The 17291-nt window shown below is 58.9% G+C and carries 10 protein-coding genes; 4 read left to right on the forward strand and 6 right to left on the reverse strand.

Going from position 1 to position 17291, the window contains the following annotated elements:
- The first annotated feature begins 119 nt into the window (after positions 1-119).
- On the forward strand, positions 120-590 hold the full coding sequence (locus tag RAK1035_RS11220; RefSeq protein ID WP_008280104.1) for an RrF2 family transcriptional regulator: 471 nt from the start codon (positions 120-122) through the stop codon (positions 588-590).
- 84 nt (positions 591-674) lie between these two features.
- Entirely contained in the window at positions 675-3002 is a 2328-nt protein-coding gene (locus tag RAK1035_RS11225) for a Tex family protein (protein WP_008280105.1), read from the forward strand.
- A gap of 305 nt (positions 3003-3307) precedes the next feature.
- On the opposite strand, the gene RAK1035_RS11230 is transcribed toward RAK1035_RS11225, so the two are convergent.
- The 5 genes from RAK1035_RS11230 to RAK1035_RS11250 form a co-directional block, all read right to left on the reverse strand.
- Complete coding sequence (locus RAK1035_RS11230) at positions 3308-5767, reverse strand: tetratricopeptide repeat protein (RefSeq protein WP_037297174.1); 2460 nt, start codon at positions 5765-5767, stop codon at positions 3308-3310.
- Between the two features lie 508 nt (positions 5768-6275).
- On the reverse strand, positions 6276-7142 hold the full coding sequence (locus RAK1035_RS11235; RefSeq protein ID WP_008280110.1) for a Hint domain-containing protein: 867 nt from the start codon (positions 7140-7142) through the stop codon (positions 6276-6278).
- Positions 7143-7434: 292 nt separating this feature from the next.
- Positions 7435-8561, reverse strand: a protein-coding gene (locus tag RAK1035_RS11240) for an IS3 family transposase (RefSeq protein WP_085976969.1) whose coding sequence is annotated in 2 segments (ribosomal slippage) — positions 7435-8297 and positions 8297-8561 — 1128 coding nt in all. Because the reading frame shifts where the segments join, the coding sequence is not laid out codon by codon here.
- 50 nt (positions 8562-8611) lie between these two features.
- Entirely contained in the window at positions 8612-8884 is a 273-nt protein-coding gene (locus RAK1035_RS11245) for a hypothetical protein (protein ID WP_008280111.1), read from the reverse strand.
- 95 nt (positions 8885-8979) lie between these two features.
- Positions 8980-11892, reverse strand: coding sequence for a polysaccharide pyruvyl transferase family protein (locus tag RAK1035_RS11250; RefSeq protein WP_008280112.1), 2913 nt, complete (start codon positions 11890-11892; stop codon positions 8980-8982).
- A gap of 181 nt (positions 11893-12073) precedes the next feature.
- Between RAK1035_RS11250 and RAK1035_RS11255 the strand changes: the two genes are divergently transcribed.
- Positions 12074-15064 (forward strand): glycosyltransferase, encoded by a 2991-nt coding sequence (locus tag RAK1035_RS11255; RefSeq protein WP_008280113.1) that lies wholly within the window; start codon positions 12074-12076, stop codon positions 15062-15064.
- Positions 15065-15130: 66 nt separating this feature from the next.
- Here the strand turns inward: RAK1035_RS11255 and RAK1035_RS11260 are convergent, their stop codons facing one another.
- Entirely contained in the window at positions 15131-16291 is a 1161-nt protein-coding gene (locus tag RAK1035_RS11260) for a cytochrome P450 (RefSeq protein WP_157132395.1), read from the reverse strand.
- A 43-nt stretch (positions 16292-16334) separates the two neighbouring features.
- Here RAK1035_RS11260 and RAK1035_RS11265 point away from each other — a divergent pair, with 43 nt between their 5' ends.
- Positions 16335-17237, forward strand: a complete 903-nt coding sequence (locus RAK1035_RS11265) for a glycosyltransferase family 2 protein (RefSeq protein WP_157132396.1) — start codon at positions 16335-16337, stop codon at positions 17235-17237.
- Positions 17238-17291: the final 54 nt, after the last annotated feature.

Here is a 17291-nt window from a genome sequence, read left to right on the forward strand (position 1 = left end):
CGCAGAGCTCGACCTTGATATGGGTCAAATGAAATAACTCTTTTGTGATGAGACGTGACAAGCTGACCACTTGCCAATTCAAAATCTTTCAGAATTATGTCAGTTAGCTGGAGGCCGTTATGCGTCTAACTAAGTTTACAGATTATTCTCTGCGTGTTCTGCTTTACGCCGCAACCTTGAAACCCGGTGAATTGACCACCATCGAGGAGACGGCAAAGCTCTATGACATCTCTCGCGCACATCTCAAGAAAGTGGTGTTGCAACTGATCCATGAGGGGTTTCTGGAGGGGATCCGCGGCCGCAGCGGCGGCTTTCGGTTGGCGCGTTCCCCCGGTGAAATCAACCTTGGGCAGGTGGTGCGCAAGATGGAGCCTGAGTTCGCTCTGGCCGAGTGTTTTTCTCCAGACAATGCCTGTCGGGTCACCAAAGGCTGTCGGCTGCCCATCGTGCTCAACCTCGCCCTGACCAATTTCCTCAACACATTTGACGATTTCACACTGGCGGACCTCGCAATTTCTCCGCGCTATTTCGAGACACCGAAGCTCGATCAATATCCACGACGTGGGCCGCATCTCGCGGATTCGGTCTGACGCTGGTCCACCACGCGCGGCCCCTTGGCCTCGGCGTCATCTGCGTTTATCACAAACCTCTCAGATCATCCGAGGGGGCCCAGAGTGACAGACACAGCCGAGCGTATCGCCCGAATTATCGCCACTGAAATCGACGCGCGCCCAAATCAAGTGGTTGCCGCAGTGGGGCTGCTTGATGGCGGTGCGACGGTGCCCTTTGTTGCGCGCTACCGCAAAGAGGTGACGGGTGGCCTTGATGATACTCAACTGCGCAATCTGGCTGAGCGACTGACGTATCTGCGCGAGTTAGAGGCGCGGCGTGTGGCGATCCTGAATTCCATCAAGGATCAGGGCAAGCTGACAGAGCCGCTGGCCCGCTCTATCGCCGGGGCCGAAACCAAGGCGGTGCTCGAGGATATCTATCTGCCCTTCAAGCCCAAGCGCCGCACCAAGGCGATGATCGCACGCGAGAACGGGTTAGAGCCACTTTTGCGCAGGATTTTGGCTGAGCGGTCTGCGGTGCCCGAGGATTTGGCCGCAGGATACCTGAGCGAGAGCGTGGCAACAGTGAAAGAGGCGCTTGAAGGCGCACGCGACATTCTGGCCGAGGAATTGACCGAGAATGCCACCCTCTTGGGCCGTTTGCGCGAGTTCATGCGCGCAGAAGCGGTGATCAGCGCTCGTGTGCTGCCGGGCAAGGAAGAGGTGGGGGCCAAGTTCTCGGATTACTTCGATCATCGAGAGCCTTGGGCAAAGATTCCCGCGCATCGCGCCTTGGCTATTCTGCGGGCCGCCAAGGAAGAGATCGTGACGCTCGATATTGCCCCCGATCCTGACACCGGCGCGCTGCGGGCCGTGGGTATGATCGAGGCGACAATTGGCATTCCCGGTAACGCGCCCGGTGATATCTGGCTGCGCAGCGTTGCCGCTTGGACCTGGCGGGTCAAGCTGAGCCTGTCGATGTATGTCGATCTGATGGGCGAATTGCGCAACCGCGCCCATGACGAGGCGATCACCGTGTTTGCGCGCAACCTCAAGGATTTGCTGTTGGCCGCCCCGGCTGGACCACGCCCAACCTTGGGTCTGGATCCAGGTATCCGTACTGGTGTCAAGGCTGCGGTGGTGGATGCCACAGGCAAGCTGATCGAGACTGCAACGCTCTATCCATTCCAGCCCAAGAACGATTTGCGCGGCGCGCAGGTGGCTGTGCTGGAGATGGTGCGCAAACATGGCGTCGAATTGATCGCCATCGGCAATGGCACTGCCAGCCGCGAGACCGAGCGTATGGTAGCGGAGGCGCTAAAGCTCTTGCCGCAAGGGGCCAAGCGCCCGATGAGCGTGATCGTGTCTGAGGCCGGGGCGTCGGTCTATTCCGCCTCGGAACTGGCGGCCAAGGAATTTCCGGGGCTCGATGTCAGCTTGCGCGGTGCGGTGTCGATTGCGCGACGGCTGCAGGATCCGTTGGCCGAACTGGTCAAGATCACGCCGCAATCCATCGGCGTGGGACAGTATCAGCATGATGTCGATCAGCGGCGTCTGGTGCAGGCGCTGGATGCCGTGGTCGAGGATGCGGTGAACGCGGTTGGTGTTGATCTCAATATGGCGTCGGCGCCGCTACTTGCCCGCGTGGCGGGGCTGGGGGCGTCCTTGGCGCAGGCCATTGTGGCGCATCGTGACGCTGAGGGCGCATTTCCGTCGCGCAAGGCACTGCTCAAAGTGGCAGGGCTGGGCCCTAAGGCGTTCGAGCAATGCGCCGGGTTTTTGCGTATCCGGGATAGTGCGGAACCTCTGGATGCCACCTCGGTTCACCCGGAGGCTTATGGCGTGGCGCGCCGGATCGTGCAGGCCTGTGGCCGCGACATTCGCGCCATCATGGGCACGCCCGAGGCGCTAAACGGTCTGCGGGCCGAGGATTTCGTGGATGACAAATTCGGTCTGCCCACGGTTCGAGACATTCTGACAGAGCTGGAGAAACCCGGCCGCGATCCGCGCCCAAGCTTTGTCACCGCGCGATTTGCCGATGGGGTGGATGATATCAAAGACCTCAAACCCGGTATGCTGATGGAGGGCACAGTGACGAATGTCGCGGCCTTTGGCGCGTTTGTCGACATTGGCGTGCATCAGGACGGGCTGGTGCATGTCAGCCAATTGGCCGATCGGTTCGTCAAGGACCCGCATGAGGTGGTCAAGGCGGGCGATGTGGTCAAGGTGCGCGTGACAGAGGTTGATGTTGCGCGCAAACGCATCGGCCTGAGCATGCGCAAAGACGGCGCTGCGCCCGAGACGCGCGCCAAGGACGCGCCAGTGGCGGCCAGAACTGCGAAGTCCGGCAAACCTGCCAGCGCGCCGGTGCGGCCACCAAAATCTGAGCCGCAGGCCACGCAAGGGGCCCTGGGCGATGCCCTTCGCGCAGCTCTGCGGGGCAAATCCTAACCTTCGGTTTGGATTGGGTGGCGGAAGGTCATTGCCTAAATGTAAGTGGCAGACGCATGGGGCGTGCTCCGTATGTGTCTGTTTTCATAAATTGTGTACGAGTTTGCGAGACCTGAGTGTCGCAGATGTGGGTATTCCCATGCTGCTGATAGATCGGCTGGCGGTGGCATGGGTGGGGGCAGCAAATGCCCGAACCCACACCAGAACTGACGGCGCTTCAGATCAAGACATTGTCTGCGTCAGGCCGAAATGTGGGTGGTTGCGGCAATGGCCTTGACCAGACTATCCCAGAGACCGGCGCGCGATCATGGATACTGCGCGCCACCGTCGATTTTTGGACGTATCGCTGGGCGGTAAGGGTGCACGAGCCGCCGGACCGTAGACAGCGCGCGCAGTGTCACCCGAGCCTCTGAATCCTCATCACAAAGGTGTAACGCCAGAGCGCGCGTCAATAGCCCGGGGCCGGTTTTAAACCACCGATGATCCTTTTCTCGGTCAAGGCAAGAGGCCACTGCTTTTTCAAAGGCCGTTTCGATAACGCTATGGCCGGGCGTTGCCATAACCAGATCGGTCACAACCGCCCCACGACCATCGATGAAAAACCCTGCCTCTTTCGTGTGGTCGATGAGCGGGTCAACATCTCTGCTTGGCCATTGCGTCGCAGACAGCGTAAGTCCACCCTCGACCAAAAGAACGCCCAGCATCAGAAGATCAGCCTTTTGTTCACGATCAGGAGCCTTCGCAAAAGCCCGGGCGGCATCGGAGCCGGCGTTTTTCCGTAGCCAACTTTGTGCGTTGCGAATGTCATGCAGAACCACCTGACGCCGCGATACCTGACGCCAAGCATCCAACAGCTGCTCTCGTTCCGAACTTGTTTCGGGAATATCAAACCAAATAGCATGGATCAGATCGGGCACTTTAGGGATACAAACATCTTGTGGGGGCTCAACGTCCAATGCCTGTTTTGCTACTTTGGCCCGCGCCGGAAGGAAAAAATCGGCAATCGCGCTCATATTACTGCCCAGATCGCCTTCGTCCCAGCCTGACGCTGCTAGAATACGGGCTTCGTTCAACAACGTGCCAACACGGGTAGCGCGAGGCCGACTAATCAGAGCTTCTTCCAAACGGCCCGCGTCTTTCGACAGCTTGGCAACGAAGCCTTCTGCCGTGTTCAAATCGGATACCAGAAGAGACATCTCGATCATATCGACAACCGGTGCTCGTGCGGCCCCCGATGCCTCCTGTGTTTCACAGGCCATCAGCGTTTCACCAATTTTCCCCAAGGAGAGCCCGGCGGAGACGTAACAAGCTAAACGCCAATCCTCATCGACGCCCGAACAAACCTTCTCAAGAAGGTCTGCAACGCGGTGGGCTGCACCGGTTGCAATCAGCGCTTGGGTGGCAAGACGCAAGAATTGGGGGTCGGCGGGCCAGCGGCGGCAACAAGCCCAGAGATAGCGAACCGCCAGCATGCCAAATCCTCCAGAGACGAGAACACGCCCCAGACGCTCTGCTGCCTCAGACTCTCGGCGCGCTACAGGATGGCTCCGAACCCAGTCCAGGGCAGCGCGCGGCCCGTTGCGCAAGAGCTGATCCTCGATCGCAAAAGCATGCAGGTCAGTGATAGGCCATGAACGGGAAGCAAAAGATTTGCTTAGGCGCTCTGCAAGGTCTGAAGAGCGATTTAGCCAGACGTGCCGCACGATCTGCAGCGCCTGGTACCATGGGATGTCATCCGAGCCGGCCACGATCTGCAGCACGTCGTCGTCTGAGAGGCCATTTTGAGCCCGCGGCGCATCAAGCTGAAGCATAAACCTGTCGATGTCGAACTCTGGAGCAGCAAGGCCAAGATGGCGCTCGTCCTCGCATATTGGCGCAACAAGACCTTGAGCGTCTTTCGTCTGTGTCGCTTGCGCGGCATCAAGACGTGCAATCGCTTCGTCTGCCAACACATCGAATGCTGACAAATTCAGGCTCTTTAGCTTAGACCACAGCACCCGCGCGTCTTGCACGGCACCTTGATCTTCGGCGAGGTTGGCACGCAGTTGTAAAAACCAAGGAGCAAACTGCGTATCCTCAGGCGCGCTTTCTACTAGGCGCAGGGCGCGCTGGTAATCTCCGGCACCACGGCATGCTTGCGCAGCACGCAAGACGATTTCGGGATGATCCGAATGATGCATCAGCGCTTCGTTTGCAAAACTGACAGCACCTGCGTAATCGCCGGATTGCAATGCGATTTCGATCCGCGCGAGATGTGCCAAGTCGTGATCCGGGCGAAGTGCTAAAAGTCGCTCACAAAAAGATGTCGCATCCTCTAATTTTGCCGCCTTTCGGTGCAACGAGATGACGAAAGCAAGATCATCTGGCGCTTCGATAGTCCTCGATGTCATGATCCCAATGGCTTCAACATGCCTCTGTGCAAGGTCGAGTGCTTCAGCAGTCTTTCGATGTAAAATTGGCTCATTGGCTAGGGTTGCGAGGGCCTTGTGCCCAATATCCGCAGCAGCGTCCGCTTCTCCGCGTGCAAGCGTCATCTCAACAAGTCCGACCCACGCCCAGAGGTGATGAGGATTTGCATCAACGATCTGGCGGAACAAAGACTCGGCCAAGTGGGTCTCACCAGCTTCGGCGAGACCACCCGCGAGGCCAAAGCGCAAGGCTGCAAGCCAACCTTGGTCACCAGTTTGGCCTTCAAGTTGAAACGCCAGACTGCGCAGGGTCTGAGCAAAAGTGCCGCTATGATCGTCACGGTCGCACTTGGTCATACATGTGCCTTTGCGTTTTTCTGTCTCACTCTACACGTGGTCCCAGTCAGTAGCGCTCAATTCGCCAAGTGGTTCAATACTCGTGAATAAGTGTCGATTCTTTACGAGCGGCCAAACGGGCTATCTGACGTTCGAACCGCATCTTCGGAAACCTCGGCAAGGATGGACAATTAGGGTTGAAAATGGCCCCGTGTAGATCAGAGACAACCCGAGAGAATAGACCGAGAACCAAGGTATCACGATCCAGCACATCCAACCCGGACAGCCATAGCCAAACGCTTGTGACGAGCGCTAGAACAGCACCGTCAGGCATGCGTGACTCGATCCACATCATCGCAAGCATCAGCGAAGGCTAGGATCAAGCCATGCCCAGTCACAGAAGTTTCATCCGATTTGGACCAGTGTCCGATCGCCTGACACGCCAATTGGCGCAGGTGGATCAACTGAACCACCTCTGACAGCAAAACGGCGGCCTACACACTTTGGACGCGTGAAATTACGCTGAATATCAGGCGGCGTCTTTGATGCCCAAACGTTTGCGAAGTGTAGCAGGCAAATACCGAGACGTCGTGATCCGAGGAGTAGAGTTCTCGGATATCGAGCGGGCGTCGCCATAGAGCGATACATACTCTTGGTAATTGTCGAAGGCTTGCCTCCCGATGTAGTCTATATACGTCTCTACCGGCAGACCCTCGGCCAAGATCACGTCATGGTTCTCAGTCTCGACATGGTAAACCGAGTGACTGTCGCCCAATTCGGCCAACGGAACCTGCGTGATGGAATAGCCATTGACCATCGCACCGGCGTTGACGAGCAAACCATCGATGAAAAGAGCGTGGTCTGCCGTCAAGGTCAGGTCGCGCACCGGCAATCCGTTCTCTAGCGCGCCTTGGTCCACACGGATAAGGTCATTGCGCGCGGCAGACCCGAAGCGGGTGGACGTCGTCTGCTTTCCTACCCACATCACCCGGGTCAGGGTGCCATCCGACTTGACGACCTGTGTGCCGATTTCCAGATCCTCAACATTGATGTCGCCCTCTGCCGTCGCAATCCGCGTACCTTCAGCAAAGCAGGCCCGATCAAATGTTTCACCACTATTCAGTGCCAAAGTGGGCGGGACAACAACAGGTTCCTGATCAAGAAAGACGGCAAAGAAACCCGGAAATTCCAAAAATTCAAATACCGGCCAGATCGTGCCGTCCACCTCCATTGTGCCGAGGTACTCATAATTCAGAGAATTGGTTGGCTCAAAATAGGTGTCACCGATTTCGAATGTCGTGTCTGCATCGCCATCCGTGATGGTAAAGTTTCCGTTCTGAATTGAGGGCGAGCCGCTGCTGTACGTAATGGAGTGCGTTGACGTAAATGAGCCCATTTCAGTTTATCCTTGATGATTAAATGCATATCGCGACTTTACACTCATCTATAAGCAGGTTGCGTCAGGGGGTCCAGCAACTTAACAGATAAGTTTACGCGCGAAGTGAAAAGTCAGAATAAAAACAAGTGCTCGCATTGGGAGATGTCTTGCGGAGAAGCTTCCACTCTGACCTAAGTTTGGACGAGAGCCGCAAGATTGCGAGGTGAGGTGGCTCTTCGACCACGCCGTATTTCAAGCCTGTGTTCGATGCAATGTTGGTCTGCCCCCATCGGGTGGTCCGATTTGATTGTTAGTGCATTGTGGGCCTTTGATCCAGCGGAACGATGCTTTCGGGCGCGGGTGGGCGATAGCCCAATGCGCTGTGCGGCCTGACCGTGTTGTAGTGAACCCGCCATTGCTCGATCAGGATTTGGGCTTCCTTCAAGCTGTAAAAGATTTCGCCGTTCAACAGCTCGTCACGGAACCGGGCGTTGAAGCTTTCGCAGTATCCGTTCTCCCAGGGTGATCCCGGCTCGATATAGGCCGTCTTCGCTCCGACGGCGGCGATCCAGTCCCGCACCTTCTGAGCGATAAATTCCGGGCCATTGTCGGATCTGATGTATTCAGGCGGGCCGCGGAGGATGAACAGATCGGTCAGTGCATCCAGCACGTCCGTTGAGTTGAGCTTGCGATCGACGCGGATCATGAGCGCCTCCCTGGTGTATTCGTCGATAATGTTCAGTGTCCGGTAGACACGGCCATCTGCGGTGCGATCCTGGACGAAGTCATAGGACCAGACATGGTTGGGGCGCTCGGGCCGCAGACGCACGCACGACCCGTCGTTCAGCCAGAGCCGCCCCTTTCTCTTCTGCTTTTGAGGGACCTTCAGCCCTTCACGCCGCCAGATGCGTTCGACCCGCTTATGGTTCACACACCAACCTGCATTGTTGAGCAGGCCAGTGACCATGCGATATCCATAGCGCCCGTACTGATCAGCCAATTCAATGATGTCGTCGGTCAGACGCTGCTCGTCAGCACGGCCTTGCGGCATCTTACGCTGCGTGGATCGGTGCTGCCCCAGTGTGCGACAGGCCCGGCGCTCTGATACGCCAAGTTCCCGCCGCACATGGTCGATGCATTTCCGGCGACGCGAAGGGCTCAGAAGTTTCCCTTTGCTGCCTCGGTCAGGATCAGCTTGTCCAGGGTGAGGTCGGACACAGCCCGCCGCAATCGCTGGTTCTCTTTCTCAAGCTCCTTCAGGCGTGCGAGCTGAGACCTCCCCATCCCGCCATAGAGCTTACGCCACCTGTAGAACGTCTGCTGTGTCACGCCGATCTGGCGCACCGCCTCGGCGATCGTCGCGCCTTGTCCTTGCAGAACTTCAACCTGCCGAAGCTTCGATACGATCTCTTCGGGCTTCTCTCGTTTTCCAGCCATCGCTGATCCTCCAATTCACGGGACAATCTATCCCAGTTGGTGGACCACTTTCAGGGGGCTACTCCAACGCCAGCCCCGTCAAGATTGAATTGCTGGAGGTCAAAGACGTCGATTGCTACAGAATCGTGGCGGTTCTCGGCAAAGCATTTTGCGAGGCCGATAAAGAACTTGCCCTCGAAAACACCAATCTCTGCAATCGGACCGGCACCGATGGCCTGTCTCAGCGGCCATATGCTTTGCCACAGTTGGGGGATACACCACCCATCGACCTTGTGAATGCCAGTCTGGAGATATGCGTTCAAATCCGTGCGCGCTGCGTGCATCTGGGGCTGGTCCTTGAATTCATGGTGTCAGAGGTAAAGGGCGTTGAACTGGCCCAAAGCCTATCAGGCAAAACCCCCGCAACGCCAGAGAGGGATCACGAAAAGAACTCTTGCAAGCGACGCTTAAGCGTCCCGTCCGCAATCACGGGCAGGGCGACGTGATGCGTGTCGACCCCTGCAAGGATCTCGACCTGAGCGTTCCCAAGACCCGCCAAGGCCTGCGCGCGGGCAACATCTGGCGCGTAATCGCCGCCAATGATCTGAACCAGTTTGGTTTCGGGTTTTGCGTTCAGAGCGCCCCGAAGATCATAGGATTGCAGATCGCCGCTGAACAGCTCCACCAACCCCTGCTGGACATGTGGCAGTTCATCATGGTCCGCCAGAGCCGGTGTCACAAAGCCAGCCAGTGAAATCACCTCATCTGCACCGATCGCCAACCCGGTGCGAAGCGCAGCATATCCTGCCGCTGATCCCCCGATGGTCAAAACCTTTCCGCCGCCAAGCTCTGCCACACGTCGGGCCAAACCAGACTGCATCTCAGCTTCGGTCTGACCAAATTCAGGGAGTCCGTTCAAATAGACCCGTCCATATGGATCGCGCAGGTAGATCACATTTGCGGGGATCTCAGATAAAAGAAGGTCGAGATGCCGATCACTCAGGTGGCTTAGCCCCCCGAGGAACCCCCCAAAGACAAGGATTGTGCCGCGCGCGCCGGCTTTCTTGACGATGCGAACATCCGCATCCTGCGTCACTTCTGGACGCGGGACCGCCGAGCCGAGCGCTGATATAGCGGCCAACAGGCTGCGTGCTGTCGGCCCGGTGGCAGGATGATCCGTCAAACTTGCCAGCACGGCCCGGCCATGCTCGTCCTGACCCACGCGCAAGCTGAACAACGCGAACTGCAATCGCCAGTTCGCACCGGTCTGCGCCGTGGCGTCGATCTGCGCTAGGGTCTCAAAAATGGCGCGATCCTCGGAATGATCGAGAAAAATCCGGTTGAGCCGATACAAAGACCGCCACTCGAGCGGATGCAGGTCGAGCGTCCTCCGCAACACCGTGAGCGACAGATCAAAGCGGCCTGCCGCCGCCGCAAACCGACACAGACGGCAGAGCGTTTCAACATCCTCCGCGCCCGCCTCCCAAAGCGACAACACCGCATCGGTCGCCGCATCCATCGTGCCGACGAGTGGCAATACCTGGCTTTTAATGCGTGCGGCATAGGCTGGAAGCGGCCCGGCGCGTTCCGCCCGTTCGAGCATGTCGATGGTCAGGGCTGTATCCCCGCTGACATGGGCACGCATCGCAAGCCGAAGTTGCACCACGGAACTCTCAGGTTTCAAGTCATGAACCGATTTCAGAAACGTGACCTGTTTTTTTTGCGGCACAGAGCCCAAGAGCGTATTCAGCGCTGTGGTCATCATCGGCTCGTCAATCTCGATCTCTGCCAACCGGGTCAGAAAGAGCGTGCATGCCGCATCATGCTGTGCAGCCTTACAGAGGCTTTGCAGATGAGACATCAGGACCCAAGGATTCTCGGGTCGTGCCTCTGAGAGAGCAGATGCAAGCGTGACCGCCTGCGCCGCATCGCCCTTGGCCAGCGCATATCGCACCTCTGCCAGTCGCGCGGGCAGAAAATCAGGCTGTTGGTCGAGGATGGCATCAATCTGGCGAGAGGCCCCGTCCAGATCTCCCCCTAAGATCATTTGATTGACGGCGGCGCTGTCCCATTGGGTCTGCGAAGTCTCGGTCATGAAGTTTCCTTTTTTCGCCGGGAGTGTCGTGGTCGGGTTTGATGTCGAAGCTCTGCCGAGTGCTTGCATGTTTTCCTCGCGGATCGCGCGAACGAGTGCGGCGTCCGGATCAGCACCAGAGAAGACGTCCTTACATCGGACATGTTTGCGCCCAGAAGTTAGGAGTTTGGCCGCATCTTGCCAATGAGAATCAAGCTGCACGGCAATGGCATCCGGCAAGCACGGCGGATCACTCGCCAAGAGGCTGGGCAGAGCGTCGAGCGCCTCGGCCCAACTGGTGGCAATATCCTGCGCGCGGTTCATTTGTACGGCTTGCCCCATAAACTTGTGGAGCAGGGGCACCGCCACGAGCTTTGATGCCACCCCGTAAGCTGCAGCGGTGATATGGCCATGCAGCGAACTGCCGAGATAGGCGTCGGAGCCCGCGATGACCGCCGCCATATCAATCAGATGCTCGGTATCGGTGATGGAAAAGGTGCAATCAGGCTTCAGCCGGCGGATCTCCTCCGCAATCGCGTGGTCACCGTGGCACCTTCCGAGCGCAACCAGTACCGCAACCGTGCCTGTCCTGCGCAGCGCGCCCTCAAGGGCGTTTGCAAAGCTCGGGATGTCGACACCTGCCAGACTGCGCGCCTTGACGTGGAGCGCCACAACCCTCTTCTCGTCAGGTATCCCAAGACTGGCGCGGATATCGCGGAACCTGTCTTTCACCAACGCAAGCGGCCACAGGCGCGCAAGGTCCAGGGCCGTATCGGGGATCACAGACGGCCTTCGACCTGACCACAATTCCAGTCCTTTGGCACTATCGTTGTCGCGCACCACAAAGCGGTCTGCAGCATCCACCGTCCGCTGCAACCACTCAGGCGCCTGCCGGTCCACCCTCTGCTGCAACACGCCTGGCCCGTTCCAAATGACGGGCAACCCCTGCCGCACCGCCTGCGCGGTGGCGCCGATCCACAACGCGGCATAGGCTGTCGCCGAATAATCCGGCAACTCGAAATCCTTGGTATGCACAATGTTCCCGCCCCCGATCAGGACGGCATCGAAGCGGTCGACATCTCGGACAAACTCCGAGTAGGAGAGAGGCAAGACGGCGTCGCGGTAGCGGGTCGCATGGGCGGTTGGAGAGATTGCAACCACTTCGACACCCAAAGGCCCAAGACGTTGCTTGGCGATCAAAGGGAACAGCAGGTCACCATAGTTCTCGACATCAAACGTGCCAAAAATCGCAAGACGAAGCGGGCGCTCTTTGGGCATGTTCCACCTCCAAGTGGCGCGACCGGGCGCGGCGTGCGCTCAGGCTTATGGGCGGCATCCGGATATTCGACTTGCCATTCTTTTGCCGGAACATCAGTGTGTTGGCAAGAGCGGGGCCCGGACACAGATGCGTCTTAGTGTGGGTTCAACTCGTCCAAATGCGACAGGAGCCCTGCCTTAGATGACTGACCACATTGCAAATGTGGGATTTGACCACCAATCCGCCCCCCGGCTGGCGACACTGGTTCAGGACGCAGAGGCGCTGTTCAAGGCGGAACGCTTTGTCGAGGCGATGGCCGTCTTTGAAACTGCCGCCCAACTCCATCCACCGCACAGCACTGTGCTGATCCGTCTTGCAGGGCTCTCGACCCGCATGGGGCAGTTGGACAAGGCGCAAGAGTATCTGGGTGTTCTGCGCGAGCGCTTTCCGGATTTTCAGTGGACCCCCATGGTCGAAGGTGATCTGGCCATGGCGCGGCTTGATTATGCCCGTGCAATCGCGCTCTACCGCGAGGCACAGACCCGGATGCCCGATAAGGCAGCGATCAAGACGCGCTTGGATGAGGCCGTGGCCGAGCACGCCCGTGAGTTTAGCTGGAATGCGCCGGTCGAGATCGAAATATGGCCAGCGTCCGGCCCGTCGACCTTTCTTGAGGCCGCTCCACAAGACCGGGTTCTCGTCGTGTCATGGGACCTTGGCCATAATGTTGCCGGGCGCGGCATCACCATGGCCGAAACCATCTGCGACACCCGGCCCACCGCCATGGCCGGGCCCCTCTTCCCCACCTATGGGGATGCCCTATGGTCGCCACTGGCCGAAGCAGATCGCCGCGTGCCGATCGCAGGCTGGCGCGCTCCTCATTTTCGCCACTTCCTCGAAGGCGCCCTGAAGCTGGTCAAGACCTGGCCCGCAGCAACGGTCTGGGTGTCGAAACCCCGCTTTCCGGGGCTTCTCATCGGCCTGCTATACCGGGAAATCCTTGGTGCCCGCATTATTTGCGACCTAGACGATGATGAATTGGCTTTTGTCAAAGGGTCTGCGCCACGCGATTTCAACAGTTTCCTAGCAGAGTTCAATCCGCAAGATTGGGATCGCCCGCATGGTCGAACCTGGACAGAACTTGGGATGGGCATTCTGCCATTTGTTGATGCCGTCACCTCTTGCAACCCGGTCCTTGCGTCCCGCAATACCGCCACATTGGTTCGCCACGGCCGCTCTCAAATCGACGCGCAAAACGCCATGGCACGTCGAGACGCCACGCGCTCAGAGCTTGGCTATACGCCCTCGGATCGGGTGGTGTTGTTCCTTGGAACCCCCCGGAGGCACAAGGGCCTTGTTGAACTGGCACATGCTGTTGTCGCCTTGAACCGCCCGGATGTGGAACTCTGCATCGTTGGTTCGGTGGCAGACCCGGACATGGAACGCGAACTCTCCGCCATACCAGGCCTCAAACTGCGCCGGATTGGTGCGCAACCCTTCTCGCGCGTGCTGGACCTAAATGCCGTGGCGGATGTGGTGGTGCTCTTGCAGGATCACGATAGCCCGATAACCCAAAGCCAGACACCTGCCAAGCTGACTGACGCCATTGCCGTCGGGACCCCGGTTCTTGTGACCGAGGCAGGCCCCGTTGCCGATGTGATCGCCTCGGGCGCCGCCATGGCGATCCGAAAGGGCGACATTTTGGTCCATCGCCTTGAGGCCGCGCTTGCGGCTGATCGGCAATCAGGTCACGCACACCCGTTCTTTGCCAACGAGATGTCCTATGAGGCGAACCTTCCGAGAGCGTTGCAGGCGATTGCGGCGGCGCATGCGGCCCCGCCGCGCGTCTACCCGGACATGCCCGGCCTGTTGTCGTTTCTGCGCCGCGAAATGCCTGGGGTGCTCTCGTCAGATATTGGCACTCTCACTGCACCATGGCTGGCCCATGCAACCGCACCTGCGCCTCTGGTGGACCCTGACCAACCGATCAACGTGGTTTTCTTCTGGAAACAGAATGATTCAGGTCTTTATGGACGTCGGCAAGACATGCTGTTGCACGAACTCTCGCTCAGGCCGGAAGTCGGGCGTATTCTGCACATCGACGCTCCCTTTCCTGTGACGGACCTCCGGGTTCACACAAACCCGATGCGTGCGCCCGTCAACGCCGAAGGGCCGATCATCGCCGCGACCACTTTGGCCCGGATGACGGGTTTGGCCGACGAGGGCAATATTCATCGTCGCAGCTTTTTAATCGGAACTCCGGGTCAGACCATGCTGGGCCGCCCGGTTCACAGCCATGAAAGCTTCCCAAACGCGGTCGAAGCTTGGATGGACGATCTCGACATGCGCAACAATTGTATTGCGTGGGTCTGTCCGGTGGTTCAGGGCTTCGAACAGGTTCAGCAACGGCTCCGTTTTCCCTTTGTCATCGGTGATTATATCGACGACCAACGCTGCTGGCCCATGTCCGAGCAGCGGCGCCGGAAAATTGAACAAAACTATCGCTTCATGGCGCAGACCGTGGATGTCGCGATCACGAACTGCGCCGCCATGCAAGAGGCCCTGAAACAAGAGTCGCTTGCGCCTCTGCTCGTACCCAATGGCATCGACATGCGCGCCGAAATGCCCGTGGCCGCCCCCGAAATCACCCTTCTGGGTGGCCCGGTGATCGGCTATTGCGGCAATATGGACGACCGCTTTGATTTTGAGCTGGTCGAGGCACTGGCGCAGGCAAGACCGCAGTGGCAAATCGTTCTGATCGGCAAGCTGTCCCGCCCTGCACACCGGGAACGGATGACCGCCTTGCCGAATGTTCATCTGCTTGGCATTCGCCCTTACGATCAGGCACGGGCCTGCATTGCGGGTTTCGACGTGGCAATTGTTCCGCACGAGCGCTCGGATCTGTCGGATCGGATGAATCCGCTCAAGGTCTATGTCTATCGGGCGCTTGGCTTGCCTGTTGTCGCGACGGACATTGCCAATCTCGATGATCTGCGCGACGATCTGACCATCGCAGAAGGTGCCGATGGCTTTGTGACCGCAATCGAGGCGGCGTTGGTCAGGGTGGCAAAACAGGGGCGGCGGTTCTTGCCCCCCGATCTGAGAGCCTCCCTGTCTTGGCAAAACCGTATGGACACAATCTGGTCAGAGGTTGACCAACGCCTGCGCTCCAAGATGTCTGGATCCGTGTAAAGCGGTTGCTCAAACCGGGGCGGCACAGAATGCTAATCTGAGAAAAATCAACGGCTTTAGCCGCTTTCATAGGGTCGACAGGCAGAGCCGACACAGGCGGTATCCCCGTGTAATCGACCACTGCGTTACCAGCCGATCAGGCTCGGCTCCGGGCTGCGGCAGAGACACTCGAACACGTTGCATCACCGCATCCAGAAGCAGAGACAGGAACTGACGACTTGCCTGCCCCCCAACACACGCCAGTGGGCCAAGAGAAAACGTGGCCGTTGGTTGACGGGGCCGATCCAACAGGCAGGTGTCAGGCTCTTGCCAGAGCGCAGGGTCCCGGTTCGCAGCGGAAAAATCCAGCACCACAAGACTGCGCGGCGGTAGCCAGACATCGCCAAGGTTCAACCCCGTCGCTCCGATTTGCCGTGTTCCATATCGGATTGAAGTCATCAGCCGCTCCACCTCTCGGATATAGCCGGGGCGCAGCTCGGGCCGCGCGCGCAATGTCTCCTGAAGCTCTGGGGTCTCCGCCAAATGGGCCAGCATCGACACGCTTGTGTAGGTGATCGGCAAAAGCGCCAGAAACGCAGGAAAAATCCAATGCGTGATCGGCATTTCACGCGCCTTGCCGCGTGTTTTCTCCAAAATTGACAGGTCCTGCATCACGGCACGCGCCAGAGGTTCAACAGGTGCAAGATCGCTCGGCCCGTGCCGCTCGACCGTGAGCATTATCGCCAGCAACCCGTCTTCGACCCTCTGACCCAACTCGGGGTCGATGGCCAACGCCGTTGCCCGACATGCGCCAAGTATGGGGCGCAAGAGGTCCGCCATCACATCGACCGTGCGGCCTTCGGTTGAGGCAATAGCCCCAAGCGCGGACGCCATGTCCAGATCCTGAAGCGTGCCTTGAAAAAGCCGCGTGATTGCAATGGCATCACGTCTTTCTGCGTCGTTGGGAACCCGATGTGCGCGCGCCACGATCCTTACGATTTCCATCGTTTGCTCAAGTGTAACCCCCTGTTGCGACATAAACCGCGCCATCGCCTTGGGGGTCAGCATATCCACCGTCGTGGTTGGATCGGTCAGAACGGTCCGCACATCGCACATCCGCGAGACGATCCACTGCCCATATCCGCGCTGTTTTGGCAGCCCAACCAGCAACGGATCGGCGTTGGGGTCCAGCGCAGGCGGGGCGGCCAACCGCGGAGCATCTTGCGTTGGGGGGACAGGTGAGGGCATGAAAAGCTCTGGACAGGATGGGGCAGGGGAATCGATCAAGGATATGAGTAAAGTTTTCCCGGCCAAAGTGACAGGTTTATCGACCCCAGACATCTCCATAGCCATCACCTGCTGGAACATGGAGCGGGAACTTCCGCGCACCCTTTGGTCGTTGTCCCGTGCCTTTCAGCAGGGGGCAGATGACTTGACTTGGGAGATCATCGTTGTCGACAACGGCTCAGACCGTCTTCCCCTCTCCCCCACGATGAAGCCCGCGCCGCGCATCCTCGCGGCCCGCCACCCCGCGCCCTCGCCCGTGGGTGCCATGAATGAGGCGCTTGCGCTTGCGCGTGGGCAGATCATCGGTGCCTGGATCGACGGCGCTCGCATGGCCTCGCCTAATCTACTGGCCAGTGTCGCCCGCGCGGCCAAGGCCCATCAGGCGCCGGTCATCGCCATCCCCAATCGGCAATTCGGATCAGAGCGCCAAGCCACCGCCGCGCTACAAGGATATGATCGCGCAGCAGAAGATGCGCTGCTTGCGGCGGCTGGCTGGCCAGAACCCTCGGCCGATCTGTTCGCCGTGTCTTGGCCGGAAGAGCCCTCGCCAACAGCGCCCATGCTGGAATCAAACGCCTTGTTCCTGCATCGCAATAACTGGGCTGCGTTGAGCGGCTATGACCCTGCCTTTGTCGAGGCCGGCGGTGGGATGTGCAATCCGGATATGCTGGACCGCGCCCTAAGACACCCGGGCACCCAGTTCATCCGCATGTCGGGCGTGGCTACCTTTCACCAGTTTCACGGCGGCACGTCGACCTCGGACGAGATGCGGGCGGTTGAGATGGTCAAAAAGGCCACACGCGCCTACGTCGCCCTGCGCGGCCATCCCCCGCGCAAGCAGCGCGCGCGCGGTTGGGTTTACGACGCCACAACCGCCACGATGGACTATGGTTCGTCCAAAGTCTGATTGGCCCCGCGCGCATCGCGGAAAGATGGCATCCCCCAATGGTTCAACGCCAAA

The organism is Roseovarius sp. AK1035 (assembly GCF_003288315.1).
Classification (GTDB): Bacteria; Pseudomonadota; Alphaproteobacteria; order Rhodobacterales; family Rhodobacteraceae; genus Roseovarius; species Roseovarius mucosus_A.

Excerpts from the sequence above, each read along its gene's own strand:
- RAK1035_RS11230 (WP_037297174.1), bottom strand. The coding sequence starts at position 5,767 with ATGACCAAGTGCGACCGTGACGATCATAGCGGCACTTTTGCTCAGACC.
- RAK1035_RS11255 (WP_008280113.1), top strand. The coding sequence starts at position 12,074 with ATGACTGACCACATTGCAAATGTGGGATTTGACCACCAATCCGCCCCC.
- RAK1035_RS11265 (WP_157132396.1), top strand. The coding sequence starts at position 16,335 with ATGAGTAAAGTTTTCCCGGCCAAAGTGACAGGTTTATCGACCCCAGAC.
- RAK1035_RS11220 (WP_008280104.1), top strand. The coding sequence starts at position 120 with ATGCGTCTAACTAAGTTTACAGATTATTCTCTGCGTGTTCTGCTTTAC.
- RAK1035_RS11235 (WP_008280110.1), bottom strand. The coding sequence starts at position 7,142 with ATGGGCTCATTTACGTCAACGCACTCCATTACGTACAGCAGCGGCTCG.
- RAK1035_RS11250 (WP_008280112.1), bottom strand. The coding sequence starts at position 11,892 with ATGCCCAAAGAGCGCCCGCTTCGTCTTGCGATTTTTGGCACGTTTGAT.
- RAK1035_RS11245 (WP_008280111.1), bottom strand. The coding sequence starts at position 8,884 with ATGCACGCAGCGCGCACGGATTTGAACGCATATCTCCAGACTGGCATT.
- RAK1035_RS11260 (WP_157132395.1), bottom strand. The coding sequence starts at position 16,291 with ATGCCCTCACCTGTCCCCCCAACGCAAGATGCTCCGCGGTTGGCCGCC.